The organism is Reichenbachiella sp. (assembly GCF_033344935.1).
Lineage (GTDB): Bacteria > Bacteroidota > Bacteroidia > Cytophagales > Cyclobacteriaceae > Reichenbachiella.
In genome coordinates this window covers 3,007,483-3,031,129 of record NZ_JAWPMM010000001.1, presented here as the reverse complement: position 1 = coordinate 3,031,129, position 23,647 = coordinate 3,007,483, and the positions used below count along the sequence as shown (strand labels likewise).

At 37.2% G+C, this 23,647-nt stretch carries 23 protein-coding genes; 19 read left to right on the top strand and 4 right to left on the bottom strand.

What is annotated here, in order from left to right; all coding sequences use genetic code 11:
- Window positions 1–24 precede the first annotated feature (24 nt).
- Window positions 25–2,523, bottom strand: coding sequence for an ATP-dependent helicase HrpB (gene hrpB / locus R8N23_RS13075; RefSeq protein WP_318172052.1), 2,499 nt, complete (start codon window positions 2,521–2,523; stop codon window positions 25–27).
- A gap of 261 nt (window positions 2,524–2,784) precedes the next feature.
- Between hrpB and R8N23_RS13070 the strand changes: the two genes are divergently transcribed.
- From R8N23_RS13070 to R8N23_RS13050, 5 genes are all read left to right on the top strand, one after another.
- Window positions 2,785–4,218, top strand: a complete 1,434-nt coding sequence (locus tag R8N23_RS13070) for a histidine kinase (RefSeq protein WP_318172051.1) — start codon at window positions 2,785–2,787, stop codon at window positions 4,216–4,218.
- A 2-nt stretch (window positions 4,219–4,220) separates the two neighbouring features.
- A complete protein-coding gene (locus R8N23_RS13065; RefSeq protein WP_318172050.1) occupies window positions 4,221–4,871 on the top strand; it encodes a response regulator transcription factor in 651 nt (216 codons plus the stop codon).
- A 164-nt stretch (window positions 4,872–5,035) separates the two neighbouring features.
- Window positions 5,036–5,488 (top strand): DUF1987 domain-containing protein, encoded by a 453-nt coding sequence (locus R8N23_RS13060; protein ID WP_318172049.1) that lies wholly within the window; start codon window positions 5,036–5,038, stop codon window positions 5,486–5,488.
- Between the two features lie 187 nt (window positions 5,489–5,675).
- Window positions 5,676–5,837, top strand: coding sequence for a hypothetical protein (locus R8N23_RS13055; RefSeq protein WP_318172048.1), 162 nt, complete (start codon window positions 5,676–5,678; stop codon window positions 5,835–5,837).
- Window positions 5,838–5,908: 71 nt separating this feature from the next.
- A complete protein-coding gene (locus R8N23_RS13050) occupies window positions 5,909–7,219 on the top strand; it encodes a tetratricopeptide repeat protein (protein ID WP_318172047.1) in 1,311 nt (436 codons plus the stop codon).
- A gap of 9 nt (window positions 7,220–7,228) precedes the next feature.
- Here the strand turns inward: R8N23_RS13050 and R8N23_RS13045 are convergent, their stop codons facing one another.
- A complete protein-coding gene (locus R8N23_RS13045; protein WP_318172046.1) occupies window positions 7,229–7,615 on the bottom strand; it encodes a hypothetical protein in 387 nt (128 codons plus the stop codon).
- 209 nt (window positions 7,616–7,824) lie between these two features.
- Here R8N23_RS13045 and R8N23_RS13040 point away from each other — a divergent pair, with 209 nt between their 5' ends.
- Complete coding sequence (locus R8N23_RS13040; RefSeq protein ID WP_318172045.1) at window positions 7,825–8,058, top strand: hypothetical protein; 234 nt, start codon at window positions 7,825–7,827, stop codon at window positions 8,056–8,058.
- A 50-nt stretch (window positions 8,059–8,108) separates the two neighbouring features.
- Here R8N23_RS13040 and R8N23_RS13035 read toward each other — a convergent pair whose 3' ends face one another.
- Together R8N23_RS13035 and R8N23_RS13030 are read right to left on the bottom strand one after the other, a co-directional pair.
- Complete coding sequence (locus tag R8N23_RS13035) at window positions 8,109–10,181, bottom strand: helix-hairpin-helix domain-containing protein (RefSeq protein WP_318172044.1); 2,073 nt, start codon at window positions 10,179–10,181, stop codon at window positions 8,109–8,111.
- Window positions 10,178–11,023, bottom strand: a complete 846-nt coding sequence (locus tag R8N23_RS13030) for a hypothetical protein (protein ID WP_318172043.1) — start codon at window positions 11,021–11,023, stop codon at window positions 10,178–10,180. The genes R8N23_RS13035 and R8N23_RS13030 overlap by 4 nt, the downstream gene beginning before the upstream one ends.
- 47 nt (window positions 11,024–11,070) lie before the next feature.
- Between R8N23_RS13030 and R8N23_RS13025 the strand changes: the two genes are divergently transcribed.
- The 13 genes from R8N23_RS13025 (at window position 11,071) to R8N23_RS12965 (ending at window position 23,629) form a co-directional block, all read left to right on the top strand.
- Window positions 11,071–11,271, top strand: coding sequence for a hypothetical protein (locus R8N23_RS13025; RefSeq protein ID WP_318172042.1), 201 nt, complete (start codon window positions 11,071–11,073; stop codon window positions 11,269–11,271).
- An 88-nt stretch (window positions 11,272–11,359) separates the two neighbouring features.
- Window positions 11,360–12,352, top strand: coding sequence for an SMP-30/gluconolactonase/LRE family protein (locus R8N23_RS13020; protein ID WP_318172041.1), 993 nt, complete (start codon window positions 11,360–11,362; stop codon window positions 12,350–12,352).
- Between the two features lie 142 nt (window positions 12,353–12,494).
- Window positions 12,495–13,289 (top strand): thymidylate synthase, encoded by a 795-nt coding sequence (locus tag R8N23_RS13015; RefSeq protein ID WP_318172040.1) that lies wholly within the window; start codon window positions 12,495–12,497, stop codon window positions 13,287–13,289.
- 167 nt (window positions 13,290–13,456) lie between these two features.
- On the top strand, window positions 13,457–14,131 hold the full coding sequence (sdaAB, locus tag R8N23_RS13010) for an L-serine ammonia-lyase, iron-sulfur-dependent subunit beta (protein WP_318172039.1): 675 nt from the start codon (window positions 13,457–13,459) through the stop codon (window positions 14,129–14,131).
- A gap of 7 nt (window positions 14,132–14,138) precedes the next feature.
- Complete coding sequence (locus R8N23_RS13005; RefSeq protein WP_318172038.1) at window positions 14,139–15,587, top strand: TolC family protein; 1,449 nt, start codon at window positions 14,139–14,141, stop codon at window positions 15,585–15,587.
- Between the two features lie 4 nt (window positions 15,588–15,591).
- The gene (locus R8N23_RS13000) at window positions 15,592–16,929 is read left to right on the top strand and encodes an efflux RND transporter periplasmic adaptor subunit (RefSeq protein WP_318172037.1); all 1,338 of its coding nucleotides are present in this window, start codon (window positions 15,592–15,594) and stop codon (window positions 16,927–16,929) included.
- Window positions 16,930–17,781: 852 nt separating this feature from the next.
- Window positions 17,782–19,437, top strand: coding sequence for a tetratricopeptide repeat protein (locus R8N23_RS12995; RefSeq protein WP_318172036.1), 1,656 nt, complete (start codon window positions 17,782–17,784; stop codon window positions 19,435–19,437).
- 330 nt (window positions 19,438–19,767) lie between these two features.
- A complete protein-coding gene (locus R8N23_RS12990) occupies window positions 19,768–20,202 on the top strand; it encodes a globin domain-containing protein (RefSeq protein WP_318172035.1) in 435 nt (144 codons plus the stop codon).
- 39 nt (window positions 20,203–20,241) lie between these two features.
- Window positions 20,242–20,688 (top strand): hypothetical protein, encoded by a 447-nt coding sequence (locus tag R8N23_RS12985; protein ID WP_318172034.1) that lies wholly within the window; start codon window positions 20,242–20,244, stop codon window positions 20,686–20,688.
- A complete protein-coding gene (locus R8N23_RS12980; RefSeq protein WP_318172033.1) occupies window positions 20,685–21,065 on the top strand; it encodes a hypothetical protein in 381 nt (126 codons plus the stop codon). Before R8N23_RS12985 ends, R8N23_RS12980 begins: the two co-directional genes overlap by 4 nt.
- Before the next feature lie 53 nt (window positions 21,066–21,118).
- Window positions 21,119–21,349, top strand: coding sequence for a hypothetical protein (locus R8N23_RS12975; protein WP_318172032.1), 231 nt, complete (start codon window positions 21,119–21,121; stop codon window positions 21,347–21,349).
- Between the two features lie 55 nt (window positions 21,350–21,404).
- Entirely contained in the window at window positions 21,405–21,827 is a 423-nt protein-coding gene (locus R8N23_RS12970) for a hypothetical protein (RefSeq protein WP_318172031.1), read from the top strand.
- Between the two features lie 14 nt (window positions 21,828–21,841).
- Window positions 21,842–23,629, top strand: a complete 1,788-nt coding sequence (locus R8N23_RS12965; protein ID WP_318172030.1) for an ATP-binding protein — start codon at window positions 21,842–21,844, stop codon at window positions 23,627–23,629.
- Window positions 23,630–23,647: the final 18 nt, after the last annotated feature.

The following is a 23,647-nucleotide window of genomic DNA, read 5'->3' as shown; positions in this document are numbered from 1 at the left end:
TAAACAAGGAAAACCCTGACATAGTCAGGGTTTTTTCTTTTTAGAATGATCGACACCGCTGATGGCTTTTGCTTCCAACGGATTCTCAGGCCAGGCATGTTTTGGATATCGTCTCTTCAATTCTTTACGTACCTCGAAATAGGCATCTGACCAAAAGCTCTTCAAGTCAGATGTGACTTGCACAGGTTTAAACCCAGGAGACAATAAGTGAATCAATAACGGAATAGAGCCGTTGTTCACTTTTGGTGTTTCCAAAAGTCCGAAGAGTTCTTGCAATCTGACGGCCAAAACAGGTGGGGCGCCATCAAGGAAATATTGAATTTTGATATTCGATCCACTAGGCACTTCAATTCTTTCAGGGGCCAATTGATCCAATTGACTTTGTTGGTCCATAGGTAGATGATAATGGAGTACTTCTTTAAGGTTGATTTTCTTTAAGTCTTCAGGCCTTTTGATTTTATTCAAATAGGGTTTTAGCCATTCTTCATTTGTTGAAAGTAAGTACGCTTGGCTAACATCTGGCCAATGACCTTGTGGATTCCAACGTCTAAGGCTAAGTATTCTGTTTTGCCACTGAATCACATCATCATCCCAGTTGAGCAAGTGCTGACCTTCAGACTTCACTGCATCACATATGGCTTGTTCTAAATGTTCAGTATCAGGATCCGGTAGGGGTACAGATTGAAGAACAATACTACCAATTCTCAATTCTTTATTCGCAATCAAGCCACCATCCTTAGTATCCCACTTAATGACTTCCAAGCTTTTGACCATTGGAGCCAAATCCTTAGGGTTCAGCGGGGATGCCATGAATATTTTCCCCATGCCTTCTCTGGCGTCCATGTGTGCAATGGCCAGCCAGGATTCGTGTGCGAGATCATCCCGATGTCCTGCCATGGCAATTTTGCCATTGGACAACTTGAATTGAGCATTGTTTCCAGGTCTGGCAAAGGCGATTCGCTCAGGGTAGGCTTGTGCCAATAGAAGGCCAGTTTCATAGGGATCGACTGGAGAATTATCCACTTCTTGCAGGTCAAACATTCTACGATAGGATTCGGCAATTTTTTCAATTCTACTGAACTTTCTACTCAGCCTATTTTCCGATCGAAGACGACGCAGCACGATAATTCTTTCGTTGATATCAATGCCTGCTTCAGGTCCCATGGGATCTCTTTCTTCAATGAGAGCAGCAATATCGGTAGCTAGACTTAAAAGCTCTTGTTCTTCGGCCTCGATTAGCATATGAGCTATTCTGGGATGACAGGGGAGTGCATGCATCCTTTCACCATGGGGAGTGATTCGACCATTGGTGAGCGCATGTAGTTCATGCAATGAAGCTAATGCGCGCTGCATGGTGCCTGATGGAGGTGGCGTGAGCCAAGTCAGTTGATTTGGATCCAAAATACCCCACTTGGCTAAGTCTAGAGCCAAAGACGAAAGATCCACTTCTAATATTTCAGGGGAGGCATGTAGTTCCAGTCGGTCTTGAGTTGCTTTGGACCACATTCGATAACAAGCTCCAGCACTCAAACGTCCGGCTCGGCCGGCACGCTGATCAGCTGAGTCTTTAGATATTTGAATGGTATGTAAACGAGAGAGACCTGATTTTGGGTCAAACTTTGATGTTCGTCCGAATCCCGTGTCTACTACGATTTTGATTCCTTCTATGGTTAAACTGGTTTCAGCGATTGAAGTAGCTAGGACTACTTTTCGCTTGCCATTTCTGTTTGGCATAATGGCTGCCATCTGCTTACCATGCGGCAGTTGGCCGTAGAGTGGGTGAATAGCAAAACCTTTGAGTCTACCTCTTAGTATTTCTTCACATTTTCTAATTTCTCCTTGACCAGGAAAGAAGGCTAACACGTCACCCTCATTCTCTTTGACAGCCTGAGTGATAACTCTAGCAGTTAATTCAGGAAGTAACGTCATGTCTGTGTCGCCAGTATATTTTACATCAACAGGATATTGTCGCCCTTCACTTTTTACCACTGGACATTGTAGCATACTGCTTAGTTGTGGCATGTCTAGTGTCGCAGACATGATGAGTATTTTTAAATCAGGTCTCAGTACCTGTTGAGCTTCCCGACACAATGCCAATGCAACATCGGCATGAATACTACGCTCATGAAATTCATCAAATATAACCACGCCTACTCCCTCTAAAGAGTTGTCGCTATGAATCATGCGAGTGAGAATGCCTTCTGTGAGTACTTCTATTTGCGTTTGATCAGAGACTTTGTTTTCGAATCGTATGCGATATCCGACGGTTTGTCCAATTTTCTCACCCAGCAATTCGGCCATTCGAGTAGCAACAGTTCTTGCCGCTAATCGCCTGGGTTCAAGCATCATTATTTTTTGCCCATTCAACAAAGGTTGGTCAAGAAAAGTTAGCGGTAGCAAAGTGCTCTTTCCTGCACCAGGTGGCGCATTTACTATTTGAGTATTATGTGTTGAGAAATTATTGCGAATCTCCTCTACAGATTCAACAATGGGTAAGTCTATGTTTTTAAAATCGAATGACAAGGCGAATATTTTCTTGGTCAGCTGCGAAATTAGAGTAATAAAGAGAGAGAATGGAAAGAATTTTTAAAACTTGAACCAAAGTTTCTGTGAATAAATTCCACAGATCACTTAATAAGTATTTTGGTTTTTGCTAATTTCTGCTTCAAATTAAAAATCAGCCTTTTGAGACCAGATGACCAGCTTGCAGCCTTTTACTACTTCCTTTTTCATTAGTTTTTCGACTTTTTTCGCAGTATGATTCTTTCTTTCAATTAAAGAAAAGTGAGCGGTAGCATAGATCTTATATACGACAAGACTTTGAAGGTCATCAGTGATTTACTTCATGTGAAAAATGCTGCGATCCTAAGTGTTGGAGAATCAGAACTAACAATAGAGCGTCTTTTGTCTAAGGGAAAAGTTTCCAATGAAGGTCAGTCGATATATAATGAGAAATTATACGGTGAAGTATCATCTATTACGGAACCTACGCTTAAACCCTCCAATGTCTTCCGAGATACAAGGTTGATTAATATTGTTCCTGGCACTGATTACTATGTATTTCCATGTTTGGATAGCCATTCAAAGGTGATTGCATTGATTATACTGCCTGTACTAAAATTGGAGGATTTTAGTATAGAAAACTATTCTTTGGTTCATGTGGTCGGCCAACGATTGTCGGTTGAACTCGAGAAAAGTAGAGTGATTAAAGAGCGAGAAAGTTTAAGTGAATTCAATGCATCTGTACTAGAATCATTGGATGAAGTTACGTGGGATTATTCGGTAGCTAAGAAAAGAATTTTATGGTTTGGTGCGGTTTATAAAGTATTTGGCTATCAGAAAGAAGAAATGGGGAATAGTCCAAATTTTTTTCTGGATAGAATTCACCCATCGGACAGGGTAAGTTTGGAGGATAGACTGATGATGAATAAACAACCGAATGAAAAGTTTACCATTGATTTTCAGTTTAAGAATACCAATGAAGATTATTATTGGTTGAGAATTGAAGGTGTACTTCATGCGACTGCTGATGGAATAGCGGAGAGAGTTATTGGTGTAGTAAAAAATGTGCATAAGGAGAAAATGGCAGAGCTTTTAAGAATCAGAGCTATGATTAAAGCTAAAGACAGTGAACGAAAAAGAATTGCTTCTGAAATACATGATAGTTTAGGGCAAACACTTTCAGTAGCACGTCTGGAGCTTGATACACTTTTGGAGTTAAATAAGGGCGCCGATTTTGAGGACAGAGTCAAGAGTGTTTCTGATTTGGTGGCTGGGGCTATTCAGGAGAGTAGGACTATTTCTCATGATCTCATGCCACCTGCGCTCGTCGATTACGGTTTGATTCCTGCTCTCGAAACAATGATCAGTCAGGTGGACCGGTCATCAGATGTGAAATTCATTTTTTTTCACAATGATATTGATGAACGTTTTGAAGAGGAATTCGAAACTAATATTTATAGAATTTGTCAGGAAGGCGTAAACAATATTCTAAAGCATGCTCAAGCCAAAACAGCTACTATACAGGTTATTAGACATCCTGATTATGTTTACATTAGTATAGAAGATGATGGTGTTGGTTTTAAAAAAATCAGTGATATTAAAGGAGGGGCTGGTTTAGGGCTAAAAAATATGGCCAACCGGGTGGCATACCTAGGTGGCAAAATTGACTTCGAGTCAAACAAAGGATCAATCATAACCATAGAAATTTCAATCTAACAATGAGTACTAAAATTTTATTAGTGGATGATCATAAGATCATGAGAGATGGTATCAAAGCCATAATTACAGAATCATCCGATTATCATGTAGTTTCAGAAGCATCAGACGGGGTGGAAGCTCTCAACTATTTATCAGAGCATTCAGTGGATATTGTTGTGATAGATATCAATATGCCAAATCTCGATGGAGTTGCCTGTACCAAGGCCATTAAAGAAAAAAATATTGACACCAAGGTGTTGGCCATGAGTATGTATGTCGACGAACAGCACATCGTAAATATGCTGCAGGCAGGTGCCAATGGATATATCTCTAAAGATGCAGGAAGAAAGGTGTTATTGGAAGCCCTGGATGCCATAAACAATGGGGAGGCGTATCACGGTAAAGAAATTACAAAAGTGATTATGTCTGAATTCTCTAAGACAAAAGAAGAAAAAATGAAGGAAAACCCTATCGACTTCTTAACCGCAAGAGAATTGGATGTTCTAAAATTAATTGTAGAAGAAAAATCTAATTATGAAATAGCTGATGAACTTCACATCAGCATTCGTACAGTGGATGCCCATCGTAGAAACCTACTACAAAAGACAGGAGTTAAAAATGCAGTTGGTCTAACCAAATTTGCCTTAAAACATGGAATAGAGCGCATGTAGACGGTAAATTTATAAATCTAAGTGATTTGCCTATAAGAAATTTGGGTATCAGTACCTATTGTCCTCGAACGCTTTCATCCATACTTTTGATCCTGTAATGAACGATTAAAGTTTGTTACTGAGATTGAATAATCATTAAACACGAAAAATTAATGGGTCTAGCTATGGAGGGTATAATCACAATTCCGAGAAGTGAAAATTTGAATACTACGGTAGATCAAAGAAGGTTTAGGAATTATGTGATTAAAGCTACTTCTGAGACACCTTTTGTTGCGCTCGAGATGGCCAACCGTACATTGCTTATCAAAGGGACATCGCACCCTGAGGACCCAAGAGAATTTTATGATAAAGTTGACAAACTGCTTGCCTTCTATTTGGCGGATGGAAGAAAGTCATTGACTGTCAATCTTAGTTTAGAATATTTCAATACCAGTTCTGCACGTTATCTGTATCTTCTTATGACTCAACTAAAGGAGTATCAGGAGGATGGGATGGATATAAATGTGAATTGGTATTATAAAATTGATGACGAGGATATGCTGTTGTCTGGTAAGAATTTCAGCAGCTACACCCAATTAGAATTGAAATTGGTACCGACCTCGCCTTCAAGATATTAAATGAAATTTTGATTTTAAGCCGAAACCAAGAGGAAATATTGAAAGAAAAAAACTGAAGGTAAACCGACCTAACCTAATTTCTAACCTACCTACACAGGTTTTTTCAACCACTATTTCAATAATTTCCGACTGGTTTCGACCTAAATGCAGCATTGAAAATTAATCAGTTATACCAAACATTACAGTTATGAAAAAATTAGGTTCATTATTTCTAGTAGTTATTTTCGCAGGTACTTTATTATCCTCTTGTGCTGACGCTCAGGCAGACGAAATCTATGATAATGTGGTTCCGGAGAAGACAAATCAAGGTGAAACCTCATCTGGCCACAATACTTCTGGGCCTGGGTGATAAATAAAATGTTTCAAAAATAAAATTGCTTCCTCTAAATCAATCTAACCCTACCTATCTTTGATATCAAAATGAAGATATTAAAACTACTCTTCTTGGTATTTGTACTTTTTTCTTGTGCCGATGAACTGACTATTGAGGCTACAAATGAGTACGAAAAAGCAATGTCTCTTTATAAGGATGGTGATTATAAAAAGGCTCTGACGTCATTAGAATTTGTTTTCAAAAATATTGACGGTGATGAGTCTGAATTGACTGTTAAATCGTTATACCTCCGTGGGTTTATTTATTATTTAAAGGATGATAATAAGCTAGCTTATAAGGATTACCTTTTGGCAATTGAAATAGCCAATGAATTGGGGGATTTATTAAGAGTTTCGAGGTTACATAATGAAATTGGACAGATCTTTTATGAAAGTGAATTGTATGATCAAGCACTAATTCATTTTCAGACAGCCCTTAGTTTAGGAGATTATGCAACCATTCAAGATCGAGGTCATTACAATTATGGTGTAGGGAAAACCTTGAAAATGCTAGATAGGGAGGAAGAAGGAGTTGACTTCTTGTTGAAATCTGTAGATATATATAGAGACCTAAAAGATTTTGGAGGTCTAGTGAATAGTTATTATGGAATAGCTGTTGCACAAAGAAGAGTTGGTAATTTTGATCAGGCCATTGAAATGTATAAAAAGGTTGAAGAAATATTACCTTTCACTCATGATCCCAATTTTCATTCATGGCAACTCTATAATAATTTGGGGAATGTTTATTTGAAGAAAGGTGACTTTCATACGGCAGAAGAGTTTCTTGAAAAATCGTTAGCATATAAGTCAAGTGCCAATCAACTCTGGATAACCTATAATAATTTGGGTAAAGTATACAATGAAAAAGGGGAGTATGAAAAAGCCTGGAATTGTTTTAAGCATAGCTTGGTTTATAATAGTGAAAAGGGTGAGATGAATGAATTGGCCATCACTAATCAGGCACTAAAGAAGACATTTGAAAAACTTAATCAACCAGATAGTCTCTTACATTATACCATGTTAATTAATGACATGGCCTTACCGTTGATTCAAAATCAATCTTGGCTAAAGAAAGAGGATGAGAAAATTGCCTTGCTCACAAAGTATCAGGATCATGAAAGAGAAAAAGCAGAAAAAGAGCAATACGCTAAAACTTCTTGGTTAATGGCATTTATTATGACTTTTATTTTTATGTCAGGCGTATTATCAGTCAGGCTTTGGAAGATTTACCATTACAAATCTGCGGAGAAAGGACTGGCACTGATAAAAAATTCGAATGAAATGGTCTACCTTCTCGATATGTTTAGGAAGGAAAAAGAAGAAATGAAAAAATCTATGGATCAAAAGATTCGAAATTGATCCATTTCCCTAAGCATTTTTATACTCATCAATAAGTTTGTTCTTCACTTTAATTAGTTCATTGAGTCCTTCTATGTGCTCTTTGAGTAGCTGAATTTCAATATCCTTTCCTGCGATGACATTATAGATTCCGTCCTGAGATTCTACATTTTCGATTGCCTTTCCTATTTCGTGGTAATCATCGATTAGCATTTCTCCTTTTCCTGTAACTAGCCAAATGGGATTGAGCTGCGGATATTGCTTACAAATTTCCTCTAGCACATCAGTGCTTACCGATCCATCTTCAGACACGGCGAGTTGCAGTGCGTCTTTTCCCAGACCTAAGCTGCTTTTGAGTTGGTCAGAACTGATTGACTCTTTCTGAATGAATTTTAGGATTCGATGGATAATTTTCATTTTCTCATAGGCTGTAGTTGGAGGAGTGAAATTACCAAAAAATGGGCGATACTTTAAGTTTATGTCTATTAAAAGGTTGGTTCTTTTAAGAGTTTTTAGCTCCACTAGCGACTAATAGGTATTTTACCAATTTTGATAAATAGGTTTTTCTGACATAGTTTGAAGTATATATTGATCTTAACTTGCCAATATAATTAAAGACAAAAGTTATGAAAATTGAAAATCCAAATGTCTCATTGAAAGTGATCGAGGATGCTTTGATGAATGAAAATGCAAGAAAGGAAGCTACAAGAAATGTATTACAGTGGTTTAATCAGATTGATGCAGAGGAAGAGCTGATTCCAATAGATAAGCCTGCCGAATTGCTAGCACTGATGATTGATGCCAAGGGCGAATACTTGAATAAAAATGAATTATCAGTAGTAAGGGAAATGTGCGGTTGATATGATAGGAAATGGAAAATATTAAATCCTCATTGTGAATCGATGAGGATTTAAATTTTATACCTGATTTGAAATTTTACATCACTTCTAGTTTGCCCTTCAATTTCATTCAATCCTGACCCTATACTTGTCAAGTTTCGGTAGTCATACCTTCCATACCTAGCCCAAATCGTCATTTTTCTGGTAGGCTTATATTGTAGCATTACATAGCTCCGAGTTCCTTGGTTAGCATACGCGGGAATGGAAAATACATACAGTAGATCCTTTTCAAAAACATATTGTCGATTCTCGTAATCCTCAGTGTCAAATAAGGCAAATCTGGTACTTACCGTGAACTTGCTAATTTTGACATTGAAATCCTGAATAACGGCTAAGCCTTTTGTTTGGCTACCGGACAGATCATATGTACTGAATTGTACTCTCGATTTCAGCGTAAACATCTCATTGGCGGTAAAATCTAAATTGCCAGCATAATTTCGTTTTACTCCATTTTCAAGCAAGTGTAAATTTCCTCCTTCTGTAGAAACCGAAACTTCTTTGGCTTGTTCTCTGAGTTGCGCATAAAGTTTAATTTTTCTTGTAGGTTTATACTCAGCTCGAATTAAATATTCATATCCTTGAGAAGGTGAGTTAACTCCAAATCGAAGCCAGGGGAATTTGAATCTATCATAATAGGCGGAAAAGGAGGTTTGTTTACTTGGTGTTACTTTAATACCCCAGTATAAGCCTTCTTCATTGATATTCCTTGATCCCTCACCGAATGAGTTGCCATAGAAGGAATGGTAATTTTTAGCATAATTCCTGTACAAAAAGCTCATAGAAACAATGGGAGAGAGACTACCCATAAAGCCTCCTACTATAGCCATGCCGCCCGACTTGGAACGCGCCACTTCTGAAAAAAGCAGAAAGTTATGCCAGTTGTAGTTCGCGAATAGACTTGCATTATAGTTTTTATCTCCTTTGAACTCAAATTGATTGTAGTTGTTGGGAGTCTTTTGAATGGGAATAGAAAAGCTGTTGTGCAAAAAGGTAGCCCCGAATTGTAAATTGCTGTTTTTCAGATCATTGTAAGTAAGATTGATCCCAGCCGACTCTTCCTGAATACCTTTTCGTGAAGATAACTCGCTGTATGTTCTATGCATGCCAATGTCCTGAATGCCTGTAATGTATTCTTGGTAGTCTCCTCCAAAATCTTCAGATCTAATAATACCGTCTTGCTTTAATCGAGAATAGAAAGGAGTAACTTCTAGGTTTTTAAACGTATAGGTAAAGGCAGCTCCTCTCATGAAGTTAGTTTCAAGCGCTGAAGTATAAGGTCTTAGTCCTGAATTTCCTCTTTTTACAGTTGTGATGGTCTCCGCACCTTTTCCTGGGTTAAATCCTGAGCCAAGGACTAAGCCTTGCCCGAATTGCATTTGATAGTCACCTATGGCAATGCTCTTAAAGGCCCCTTTGTCGTACAAGAATAGGTGATAGGAATAATAGTCAAAACCGTATTGCTTGGTATCCTGATCTAGAATCACTTGTTCACCTGGGTCTTTTTCAAATGTAAGACCTACACTAAAGTCTTTGGAATGACTGGATCGGAATCGGCCATAGATTTTATAGGGAGAGCCTAAGTATCTGGATGAATCGGATCGTAAATAACCGGCCTGGTCTTCTAAAACTCTTTCCGTTCTAAGAATAAGGTAGTTGTTTTTTTCAGATGCAATTCGTTTAAACAGATGCCCGCGAGTAGAGTGATCTCCTGGAGATCGGACTTCTACAAAAGGTAAGAGATTGTTGATTGTAGTTCTATCGAACCCGTCTATGACTTGTAGCTCATATATGGATAATAGTGGCCCATTAACATTTAGGTAATCAATCAGATTGTTAATCTGGTTGATATTGAGCTGAAAAAGACTGTTGAGCTCATTTTTGGTAGTTTCATTCAGATTGATTGGATTTGAATACAATTGATACAGAGTCTCATACAGATCATCATAGTTGATGTCTTCATCTGGTACTTGAAACAAATCCTCAATAAACTCCTGAATATCAATATCATTCCTGTTGTACTGTTGTGCCAACACGTCAGGTACCGAAGTACAAAACAATAATGCTATGGTGATAAGCTTTTTCAATCACTGAAAATATAGCCAATTGATATCTCATGAATACCCCCCAAATCAGGATTGTTGTTATAGCTGTAATCAGCCTTCAGCTTTCCAGGATAAAAGCCTAATCCAAAACTGCTTTCAAATGGCTTAGTGTTAAATCCGGTTCTTAAACTAAGGTTATCGAGTATCTTATATTCCAAACCCAACTTCAATACTGCCTCTTGATCTATTTCTTTCTCTACTTCTGTATTGATCATAAGGTCTTGACTTGGCCTATAGCTCAGTCCAGTTTTCATAATGGTTGGTATTCTTTCATCGCTAATGGTTGAGAGTTTCGCTTGATTTAGATTGGAAACATGAGCCCCGAAAAAAAGCTGTTCTGTGAGTTGAGCTCTTCCTCCAAAATCAATCATCGCCGTTTTTCTGCTACCGGCTCCTTCAATATTTAGCTGGTAATAGCTCACATTGAGGCCAAGACTAACTATGCCGAATTGATTACTAAACCCGAGATTCAGGCGCTGTTCGTTGTACAAATCATCCCCAAACCGAAACATACCCAGGCCTGCTGTGCCGCCTAATACGGGGTAGGTACCACCTAGTGCCAAGCTGGTAAACTCTGAAATTCCATATTTGTTCTTAAAAGAAGTGAATATGGATTTTTCTTGAAAATGGGCAAGTCCACCAATGTTATTGAATAAAGCCCATTCATCTCCAAGTGTGATAGAAGAACCACCAATTGCGGCAGACCTGGCACCCATCGTATAGTTGCCATTTTGAGCTTCAACCCATGTATGAGAAGAGAGGCAAATAAGTCCAGCCAGAAAGTATTTTTTCATCAGTTGCAAACTAATAATTCTTGTTTTCAATTCATGGCATTTAACAAAATTGTAATATTGCCCACTGAAATTTACCAATGAGTATTGCATTAGATAATATCCGAACCAACAAAAAATATGTTCTCACCAATTATGGTGAAAAGTATGAATTTACGGTTGTAGAAATTAAGCCCAATGATGAGTTTGTATTGAAGGATTTAAACACATTGGAGTTTTACATGATGTCAGAATTAATAGGTCGAGGAAGAGGGAAAGACTTCAGTATTTGGGAGAAGTAAACTTTGACCCTGTTATTTGTGACAAATGCCCATCTTTGAAACAGCGAAGAATTGCCAATTTCGCTATAGAAAATTAAAATCAAGACGAATGAAAGTATTAAATGCCCTTGGCATTTTTAGTTTAGGTTGTGCATTAATTGCATGTCAGGTGAAAAGCGAATCAGTAGAGACCATAGCATCAACTAGTCCTGTTCAGGAATGGGATGCTACCTTGTATGTGGAAATGCAAAATGAGTTGGGCGAAGGTGCTATTTACAATCAAGAGACGAAGGAGTTTTGGCATATAGATATTGAAGGAAAGCAGTTCTTTACTACGGACATCAAAACCAAAGAGCAAAAAACTTTTGACGTGGGACAAAGGATAGGTACGATTGTGCCGAATGATCTGGGGCAAGCGATTGTTGCGTTGCAAAGCGGTTTATATACCTATGATTTTGAATCCAAGACTCAGAATTTAATAACTAATCCCTTAGATTCCATTGATAATATTCGCTTCAATGATGGGAAATGCGACCCTGCGGGCAGATTGTGGGTTGGGTCAATGGGGCTAGATCAAAAATCCTTTCGGGCATCTTTATATAGTTTGGAGAAAGGAGTGGCTAATCAACAGTTGGATAGTATCACTATTTCTAATGGAATAGTATGGTCGAAAGATCAAAAAACCATGTATTATATCGATACACCGGATGAAAACGTAAAAGCGTTTGATTATGATGTGGCTTCTGGAAAAATCTCCAATGGTCGGGTGGTAGTAGAGATTGGAGGAATTGGCTACCCTGATGGTATGGCCATCGATGCTGAAGACAAACTTTGGATTGCACTTTGGAATGGAAATATGGTAAGTAGATGGGATCCCAACACAGGAGAGTTGATTGGTAAAATAAACGTTCCAGCACACAACATAACCTCAGTCGCTTTTGTAGGTGAACAATTGGATTCTTTGATTATTACTTCGGCTCGAGTAGATATGAGCGATGAGGAGTTAGAAAAGTATCCTTTGGCTGGAAGCCTTTTTGTAGCTGTACCAGGAGTAAAAGGCGTAAAAAGTAATTTTTACAAAACTCAGGACAACGCTCAGTAAAAATATAATTGTATGCTAAGTGAAAGGCCTGCTCTTCGAGTGGGCCTTTTTTGTGTAGAAGTACTGGAGTAAATTCGTGCAATTCGAGTCGATCAATTACCTTTATCGCTTCAAGTTTTATCCATTAATTTCATAGCTACTCATGAAGCAATATCACGAACTCATGCAAAGGATTCTGGACGAAGGTGTTCAGAAAGGAGACCGAACAGGTACAGGAACTAAAAGTGTCTTTGGTCATCAAATGCGATTTGATTTGTCAGAAGGGTTTCCTGTAGTTACCACAAAAAAGCTACACCTGAGATCAATTATTCATGAACTCTTATGGTTTCTGAAAGGAGACAGCAACATCAAATATTTGAAGGACAATGGAGTGTCAATTTGGGACGAATGGGCAGATGAAAATGGGGAATTAGGACCGGTTTACGGTGTGCAGTGGAGAAGTTGGCCTACACAGAGCGGCGAGACTATAGATCAAATTAGTCAGTTGATACATGATATTAAAAACAATCCTAACTCCAGAAGACTAATTGTAAACGCCTGGAACGTAGCCGAAGTTCAAAATATGGCTTTGCCTCCTTGTCATGCATTCTTTCAGTTTTATGTAGCCGAAGGTAAGTTGAGTTGTCAATTGTATCAAAGGAGTGCTGACGTGTTTTTAGGTGTACCATTTAATATCGCTTCATATGCCTTGCTGACGATGATGGTTGCTCAAGTTTGTGACTTAGAACTGGGTGATTTTGTTCATACGTTGGGAGATGCTCATCTATACTCCAACCACATGGAACAAACAGAGTTGCAATTGAGTCGGGAATGCAGGCCATTACCTCAGATGAAAATTAATCCAGAAGTAAAAGATATTTTCGGATTCAAATACGAGGATTTCACCTTGGAAAATTATGATCCGCATCCACATATCAAAGGCGCTGTGGCAGTTTAACTGCTGTTATATAAGCTTTTTCAATTATTCAGCACATTAATTTTAACTTGCTGTAATAAATTTTTTATTCAGACAACTAATCACCTGATGTAACGATTATCACATGGACTCGGTCTAATGAGTGTTTGTAATAAAATCTTGTGTCAGATGATGCAACCCAAAATCTAGTGGAAAAAAGTAGTGTATTCGATATGATAGGTCCTGTGATGATAGGGCCCTCTAGTTCTCACACGGCAGGAGTCGTCAGAATTGCCAGAGTTGGTGTCAGATTACTTGGTGGTATTCCAGAGGAAGCTGAGGTGATTTTCTACAACTCATTTGCTCGTACCTATGAGGGACACGGTAGTGACAGAGCCATTATTGCTGGTTTATTGGATTTTAAAACCGATGACAAACGAATTAAAACTTCATTTGATGAAGCTAAGAAGGTCGGTTTTAAATACAGTTTTAAATCCATTGGAAATGCTTCTACCAGACACCCAAATACCATAGAGCTAAAACTAAAGAAGGGTGATAAAAAAGTCACCATGGTAGGCGAAAGTAGAGGCGGTGGTGTAGTGAAAATAGTAGAGGTCAATGGTTTTGAAGCTGGCTTTACAGCCAATTTGCATACAATTATCATTGAAGCAGATGATCGACCAGGGAGTATTACTTTCATTACGAGTGTAATCGCTCATGATGATTGCAATATTGCTACTATGACGGTATCTCGAAAAGGCAAAAATGACCTGGCCTGTCAAATTCTAGAGATGGACTCTGGTATCAACGATATTACCTTAGAGTATTTGAGAAATTTAAAGTGGATTAAAAATGTCATATACATACCTGACATTGATAAGTAAAGTATAAATGAAAAACCTAACAAGCTTGATATGGAGCGGCTTGCTTTGCCTTTTTATAGGGAACGTAAGCGCCCAAGATTACCAATATTCTTTAGACGAATGCATAAAAATCGCCTATGAAAAGAATCTCACTATTCAGCGTAGTCAATTGGATTTGAAAGTGAGTGAGGTGACAAAGAATCAGTCAAAACTCGAACGTCTACCAGACTTCAATATGGGTGCGAATTATGGCATCAACTGGGGGCGTACCATCGATCCTACAACTAATAATTTCGTGACAGAACAGCTGAACTCTTCAAATATAAATGGTCGAAGTAATCTGACAGTGTTCAACGGAATGCAGATCCATAACAGCATCAAACAAGCCAACATTAATTACGCCGCTACAGAAGCAGAATTGGCCAAAGCAAAGAATGATGTGGGTCTTAATGTCGCTACTTTATACCTTAATGTGATTTTTAATCAGGAACTTTTAGCCAATGCAGAATACCAATTGAATAGTACTAATCAGCAATTGGAAAGAACCAAAAAATTGGTGGATGCAGGAGCATTGCCTGTTACAAATCTATTGGATTTACAGGCACAGTCAGCAAGCAATGAAGTAAGTGTTATCAATGCGGAGAATAGCTATAATTTGGCCATTTTGAACTTAAAGCAGGCATTATTGATTCCGGCAGGAGATAGATTTGAAATAGAGATTCCAGCGTTGGAGTTGACCCTAGATGAAACAGCCCTAATGACTCCAGGTGAGATTTATCAAACGGCGGAAGCGGTTATGCCAGAGATCCAAAGTGCACAGCTAAGGATAGAAGAAGCTGATTTGAATTATAAAATTTCGAAGGGTGCTTACTCTCCAACATTGACTGTTTCTGCAGGTTTCAATACTAACTATTCTAGCTTTGCTGATAGAGAACGTAATATTTTCGATGGTACTGTGCCTTCAACTGTTCCCATTGGCTACGTGCCTTCTACAGGTGAAACAGTATTATCCGATGTGAATGTACCTAATGTAGTAGAAACTCAGCCTGATTTCCCACTAGGAGAACAGTTTCAAGAAAACATCAGTAAGAACATTGCTTTCAATTTGAGTATTCCGGTTTTTAATAAATTCAGGACTCGTGCTGATGTTCAGCGATCAATGCTTGGTAAGTATAGGGCTGAGGTGACTTCTCAAGAAGTACGCAATCAACTTCGACAAAATATTGAATCGGCTTACAATGATATGATGGCTGCGTCCAAAACACATACGGCTAATCAAAAACAAGTTGAAGCACTAGAAGAGGCTTTTCGGGTGACCGAAAACCAGTTCAACCTTGGGGCAGTGAATTTTGTAGACTATCAAGTAGCTACTAATAATTTGTATATGGCAAAGTCCGATCTAGTCAGGTCGAAATTCGATTTTATTTTCAAACAAAAAGTGCTGGACTTCTATCTAGGCAAACCAATTACTTTCTAAACTCATGGCTAAGAAAAAAAATAACAATAAGTTGATCTATGGTTTGATCGGCGGAGCAGTAGTGTTGATAGTTTTCCTAATGATAGGAAAAAAGAAGGGTTGGATAGGCGAACGAGAAAGAACCGAAGTAGTTTTTGGAGAAGTCAAAAAAGTGGATATTACGGAGAAGGTCAGTGCTTCTGGCATGATTCAACCCATTGTTGAAGTTAAGATAAGTCCTGAGGTCTCAGCAGAAATTATCGAGCTAAATGTAGAAGAGGGAGATTCGGTAAAAGTCGGTGACGTGCTTATTCGTTTGAAACCAGATAATCTAAAATCTGCCTTAGATCGTGCACGGGCATCACTCAATCAGCAAAGAGCCAATTTAGCAGACGCCGAAGCAAGGTTGGCTTCAGCTAAGGCTTCATTCAAGCGATCTGAATTGGAGTACAACCGGCAGAAGCAATTGCATGAATCAAAAGCAATTTCTAATGCGGATATGGAATTGGCTGAAGCTAATTTTAAGATTGCAGAGCAAGATTTGAAATCTGCAGAAAAGAATGTGGAAGCCTCCAAATATGTTGTTCAGAGTGCTCTGGCAACGGTGAAGGAAGCCAATGAAAACTTGATGTTTACTACTATCACCGCTCCAATGGGTGGAATTGTTTCCAAACTGGATGTAGAGAAAGGAGAGCGCGTGGTGGGGACCTCTCAGATGGCTGGTACGGAGATGATGCGTATCGCTGATTTGGGTAATATGGAAGTACGAGTAGATGTTAATGAAAATGACATTGTGAGAGTTGCTCAAGGCAATGAAGTGGATATTGATGTGGATGCCTATTCTTATTTGGATAAAAAGTTCAAGGGTAGAGTTACAGCTATTGCCAACACGGCCAATGCAAAAGCTTCGGCGGATGCGGTAACGGAGTTCGAAGTGAAAATCATAATATTAAACAGCTCTTATGCTGATTTGGTATCCAATAATAAAGTGCCTTTTCGTCCTGGAATGACAGCTAGTGTAGATATTATAACTAACACCAAACGTGACATTCTTTCCGTTCCTCTTGGAGCAGTAACCACTCGAATTCCCAAAAATGAGAAAGATGGAGAGGAAGAGTCTAAGAAAAGAAATCGTGACGAGGAATTAAAAGAAGTGGTTTTTGTAAATGTGGATGGCAAGGCTGAATTGAGAGTGGTGAAGACAGGAATTAGTGATTTTGATAATATCGAAATTGTAGAAGGTGTTTCTGAGGCTGATCAGGTAATTGTAGGACCTTATTTGGCGGTTTCTAAGAAACTAGAAGAGGGGGATTTGGTAAAGGCTCAGGAAAAGAAAGAGGATGAAAAAAAAGATCGCAGATAAAAGGACCAAACTTTCGAAAATGATTTTGAAAGGCGAAGAATAACTCATCGGTAGATATTGAAAATATTAAAGTTGTACACTTCGTCATGAAGGAAGGTGAGATCATTCGATTCGAATGACTCATTATTTAGTTATTGTTCGAATTATTGGTTCCATTGGTTCTCAGTCTATCGAGCATGATTTCAAAATTGTATCGTTAAATAAAAAACAACGTCTACAAAGAGTCTACAAGTACTTGATTGAGTCAATATCCTACATGAATTTAGTCAGCAATTCCTTTTTTTGAGGCTACAAAGAAAATATCACGCAGCATGAATGATTCTCTTCAAAATTCAAGGGATACTATTAGAATACAATTAAATAAATACTGCTATAGGATGGAACCATTCCATAGAAGAATTCCCTTGTCGTAGTGATATAAATATCTTATTTTTAGTAAGCCCATCTAACCATACATCATTGCCTATTCAGAGTAATTGAGACCAGCCTAATCTGTCTTTTTTTGCTATGAGTTAAGGTTTTATATAGGTTGACTTCTGTCTGTTTTTACTTGCGGGCATTTAGATGGTAATATGCTTTTTTCCAAATGACTATATCGTTGTTTGAATTGGATATGCAATCTATCGTTCATCCGTTTTATTTCTTAATTCATAAAAAATAATAATGCAGCAAAACTTAAATCATTTCAGAATTAGTACTTTCTTTTTTTTCTTAAGTTTATATCAATCCAATGCACAAGTTGCGTTAAGTCAAGCCAAGTCCACACAGCAAATTGACTCTCTAATTCTTGCCGCTTCGAGGCTTATTCAAGACAACAACAACGACAGTGTACTAGTCTTAACCAAGTATGCCTTGGAGAGGAGTATTGAGCTAGATTATGATTTTGGGCAGGCCCGATCGCTCGTAGTACAGTCCAGCTATTATTTAAACAAAGCACAGTTGGATTCATGTGAAATCCTTTTTTCTAAGGCCGAAGAGATCTATCAAAAGAACAATCTATTTGGCGATACCATTCAGTCCAAATATCATTATTTGTTTTTAACCAAGGGAGCATGGAGTATCTATAAAAGAAATTTTGACGAAGCCGAACGACTTTTGCAAAGAGGAATGAAGATGTTTGATCAAGAAGGGGATACGATGAGGTATCGTCATTGTCTAAACTCCTTAGGCCGTATTAATGGGATGAAAGGTAATTTTTCTGAGGCTTTGGACTATTTTCTAAAAGCTTATGACCTTAGTGAAAGCAAAGAGTCACTAAATGCGTCAGTTGTATTAGGAAATATTGCACTATGCTATAAACATATGGGGCATGTGGAAAAGGCTGCTCAATATTTTCGTGACGGGCTTAAGCTAGATCTAAAAAATGGATGGCGTAGTCAAATGAATAAGTATAATGGGCTGGCAACCATATATAAACAACTGAACAATCTAGATAGTGCTATCTATTTTGACAAAAAGGCCTTTGAAGCAGCACAGAAATTTGGTAACTATAGTACGGCCGTTATTTCTTTAGGAAACCTTGCCCAGTATTATGTACTAAAACGAGAGCTTGATCTTGCCAATTCAATGATGACAGAAGCTTTACAACTGGCTGATAGTGTAGGGATTAATAGTGTAGAAGAACAATTTGACATTATTAAAGCGGAAGTGTTTTTTGAAAAGCAGGAATATGACAGTACATTATTCTATTCTAGAAGAGCGTTATCATCAACTGCTCAATATTCACATAGGCAATTTTCATCGATTATTACACATTTAATGTCTAAAACCTTCGAACAACTCGGAGTGTTGGATTCATCATTATATTATCTAAAATCGCATCACGCATATGAAGATTCTTTGTTTAATAAGGAGAGTCAGAGAAAGATAACTGAGCTATATACAAAAATGGAGACATTAGAAAAAGATAAAGAAATCAAGTTGCTCCAAAAAGATAAAGAGTTGGAATCGCTTAAAAAACAACGCTTAAGTATGGTTGTGGCCTGGGTAGTAATTGTAAGTATTCTGCTAATCATAATGTTAATTTATCGTCATAAGAATCGATTGAAAAGTGAAGAGGTGAAGCAGATGAAACTAAAAAATGATCTGGAACTTGGTCAAGCAGATCTTTATAAACAGACACTCAATATGATCCATATGAATAATTTGATGGATAACCTTGAAAAACAAGTCAAGGATATCATGATAAAGAATAGAGATCCGGAATACCGCAAAATTCTTCAGACCATTAGGATGAATAAATCTTTAAAGAAGGATTGGGAGAATTTTAATAATTACTTTTCTAATTCCCATTCAAAGTTTTACGAAAAATTATCAGACCTCAATGATAAATTATCGAACCATGAAAAAAGAGTTTGTGCTCTAATCAAATTGAACCTAAGCAATAGAGAAATTGCTACAATTTTGAATATTGAAAATAGAAGCGCAGTAATGATCAAGTATAGAATCAAGAAAAAGATAGGATTACAAGAACATATTGATCTTAACAAATATGTTCAAGAGCTCTAGTTTCTGAAATTCTTGTAAGCATACTTTTGACTACAAAGGCTCGCCTTTTTTTAGAGGTTGATTGGTAGCCTTCTCCGTAATACCGACAGGTTCCAAGAATGGAGAGGCCATATATTGATCGCGGGCAATCATTGGATGTTATATTTTCTCTATCAATTCAAAAGTGCCTTTATTTTGTTTTTGGGATGTTTTGTTCCTCTTCTATATACTATTTGTAACCATCATATCCAGTCTGTATACTCCTATGAATACCATTTGTATACTGGGTGAATAAGTGATCAATAGTGGAGCAGATATAGATTTACCCAAAACTTATTAAACAAAAGAAATATGAATGAAAGAGAGTTGATGCTTGTGAAATCATGTTGGCAAACCGTAGCACCGAATGCAATTCCTTTGGCGATGAAATTTTACGATGATTTGTTTGAGGCAAAACCTGAGTATAGAAAACTATTTAGTGGTGACATGAATAAGCAAGCCGAAAAGCTGATGATGACACTGGGTTTTTTGATGGCTAATGTGGACAGGGTAGATAAAATCAAAGATGCCATACATAAACTGGGTGCATTACATGTGAAGTTTAAGGTTTTGCCAGAGTATTACCCACCTGTTCAAAAAGCCCTCGTTGGTGCCATTGCACAGTTTATGGATGATGAATGGAGTTATGAGCACGAAGCAGCTTGGAATAAACTCATTTCCGCTGTTGGAGATATGATGATTGAAGGATCGGCAAAGAAAAAGTTTTCTTGGAAATTCTGGAAATAAACCAAGAGTTGCTTTGGTTTCAAAGAAAAGATTTGAAAAATGAAAGACCTCAATATTAGAGAGCGAAAAAATATTAAAGAAACATGGAAAGTGCTTGCTCCCAATATTCATGAATTTGCTTTTTCATTTTATTCTAATCTGCATTCTTTAGATTCTTCTCTTGTGCCGTCATTCGAAAACGAATTTGAAATTATCAAACAGGGAGATAAGGCCCTATACGTATTGGGTTTTGTGGTCGCCTCTCTCGATAATTTGATTGTGGCCAGAGAAGGGATTAAAAAAGCTTTGGAGAGTATTTTTAATGATCATCAATATATCCAGAAGAGTGATGATCAAAAAGTGATGAAAGCTTGTCTACAGGCTATGAAGTCTACTTTGAGAGGTTTGTGGACAAAAGAAATTGCTATATCATGGTACAGACTTTTGACGCTTATTTTGGCTGTAACGATGGAATCAAAAATAGAATTTGAATCCCAGATAATATGAATAATAATTTTCCAAAGAATAGAAAGCCTAATGCTTTAAAGATTAAAAATTGGTGTATCGAAACCTTTTCTTCGGCCAGTTGGCTTATAATCATTTCAAGGTGCTACCCTGAATTGCTAGAGTGCGACAGAAAAGTGTCCATTGTCAATATTCATGATCGAACAGTGTTTGACGAAGATCATATTGGTGTTTTGAACAGGTGTATTATGGAACTGTATGATTGCGTAATTCCAGAAGCTATAAGTTCTTACAGCAGCGATTTTGAAGGCAAAAAGGGATTTAAGATAGAATGGCTAGATAGGGTGACGGGCAGGATGAAAATATCTTACACATTGAAACGACCACTTAATTGGTTCACTGATTTATTTAATGAATAATAAGAATATTACTGTTGCTTTTTTGTACCAACCAAACCTAAAATTAATAAAGATTGAAGATTATCAAATTAAAAAAATGGTCTCAGAAGAATTTATCCCCATTGGCTTGGCTAAGAGTAATACTTGCCATATATCCTGAGATAGAGAATTTTAGTCTAGAGGAATTAGAAAACCCCAACGCTGAGTCGCAGTTCTCTAAACAGGAGCTGAAACTTGTACATGATACAATTAAAAAAATGTATGGAGTCGGTATTCTTGAATCTACGCAAAGGTTGTCCTACTGAGATTAATGGTTATACCATTATTTAATTTGAAGATCTGTTTAAAACAAAAAATGCTATGGTAAGAAATGAAAACAGTTTTTGTGAACTTCAAAGTATAAATGAATATGAATTTGAAAGCCGAATTAGAAAGGTAAGTGGTAATACTTTGATTTGGTCAGAGACGGAGCAAACTTTTGAGAAAAAGATACCAGGACTCTATAAAAAATTCGATGAACTGGTTTCTGAATTTGACAATGTTGATATCATTTTTGATATCAAACAAATTTCAGAAATTAGGCTTAACCCTATACAAAGAATACTATGTCGAAGGTTCTTTGATATAAACCAAAATAAGTTGCGGCATGCATATATAGTAACAAAGAATCAGACTTTTTTAAGGTTAACTACAAAGCTTCTCATGAGAAATTACTTTGAGTTAATCACATTTCACAGCAGTAAAGAAGAAGTATTAGATATTATCAACCTGGCCAGAATATAAAATTTTCAGGCAATATGAGAAATGATTTTCAAAATTTGGTGCTAGACGAACTCCTGCATATTGCAAACGGAGAAAGCCGAGTTACTGAACAAATGATTGAAGCAGAGAAAGACGATAGGTACAAAGAGGTGCTTGTCGCGTTACTTGAGCTCAGTGAGGACATTAAATTTAAGAAGAAAGAATCCGAATTAATCATAGAAGAACTTAACAAGCAAAAGCGCAAAGCGGAAATGGCAACGAAAGCAAAAGCAGAGTTTCTTTCTATGATAAGTCATGAAATCAGGACTCCGTTAAATGCTATCATAGGAATAGGTCATATTTTGACGCATGAGTCACCTAGATCAGATCAAATGACTTACATCCAAAATCTTAGATGGTCAGGAGATAATTTGCTTGCAATAATAAACGACGTCTTAGACTTTAATAAAATTGAAGCTGGTAAAGTCAATTTTGAATCCACGCCATTCAATATTCGCAATTCTATCAGTGGAGTACTTGAATCCATGAGAATGAAGGCCAACGAGCAAAATTGCAAGTTGATCAAATCTATTGAAGATAATTTGCCAGATTTTTTGGTCGGTGACCCTACCAGATTTATTCAAATTCTGAATAATCTGGTTAGTAATGCTGTCAAATTCACAATGAATGGGACCGTGAGATTAGACGCTCAATATAGGTCAATTGATGAGACTATGATCGAGTTGGAAGTCAATGTTTCTGATAGTGGGATAGGAATATCGGAGGACAAATTAAAGCAAATATTTGAACACTTCAGTCAAGCAGATTCAAAAATAAATAGGAAATTTGGTGGCACTGGGCTAGGATTAACCATAACTAAGCAACTCATAGAACTGCAAGGAGGTCAAATAAGTGTCAATAGTGAATTGGGTATTGGTTCCAGTTTTAAAATTGTACTTCCCTTTAAATTACCAAATGAATTAGAGATTAGAGAAAGGCAAGGTACATCTACAAACTACCTAGATTTAAGTCTTAAAGGAGCTAGAGTGTTAATAGTGGAGGATATTGCCGTTAATCGACTAGTAGTGGAAAAATTTCTTACTGAATGGGAGGTAATTACTGACTTCGCAGAGAATGGAATGGAGGCAATTGACAGAGTAATCTCGGGAAAATTTGATTTGGTACTCATGGACCTTCAAATGCCAGTAATGGATGGATTTATTGCTACTTCTGAAATCAGAAAACTCCCTAGAAACAAATACAGACACCTGCCAATTGTTGCTTTGACTGCAGCCTCTATAAGTGAAGTATCATCGGAAGTATATGATGCAGGAATGAATGATATTGTTTCAAAACCAATTAACCCTGCTGAATTATACAAGACAATTGCCAAATACGTAAAACCAGCATCTGAAAATGGCTCAAAACAAAAAATAATAAATCAGGCAAGTGATCTAATTTTTGAACACCAAAATTCAGATTTGAAGTTCACATATATTAAAAATTTAGCTAAAGGAGATCAGTATTTCTTTAAAAAAGTACTCAAGCTTTCTATTAAAGCTTTTGAAGAATTTATATCGGAATATTCTTCGGGTCTTTTAACAGATGATTTTGAAAAGTTGAGTAATACGCGGCATAAAATTTATTCTAGCATCAACAATTTTGAAATAAAAGAGCTTATGCATTTGATGAAAGAAAGTAAACAATCCTTTGTGAAAAACAATAAAAATTATCACTCAGATGAATATAAAATTGAGCACTTGAAGAACGTCGAGAAAACCACCAATAAGATAATAAAGAAATTACAATTAGAGATATTAAGAAACGACTTGATTGAAGCTTAACTTAAGCTGATTAAGTAG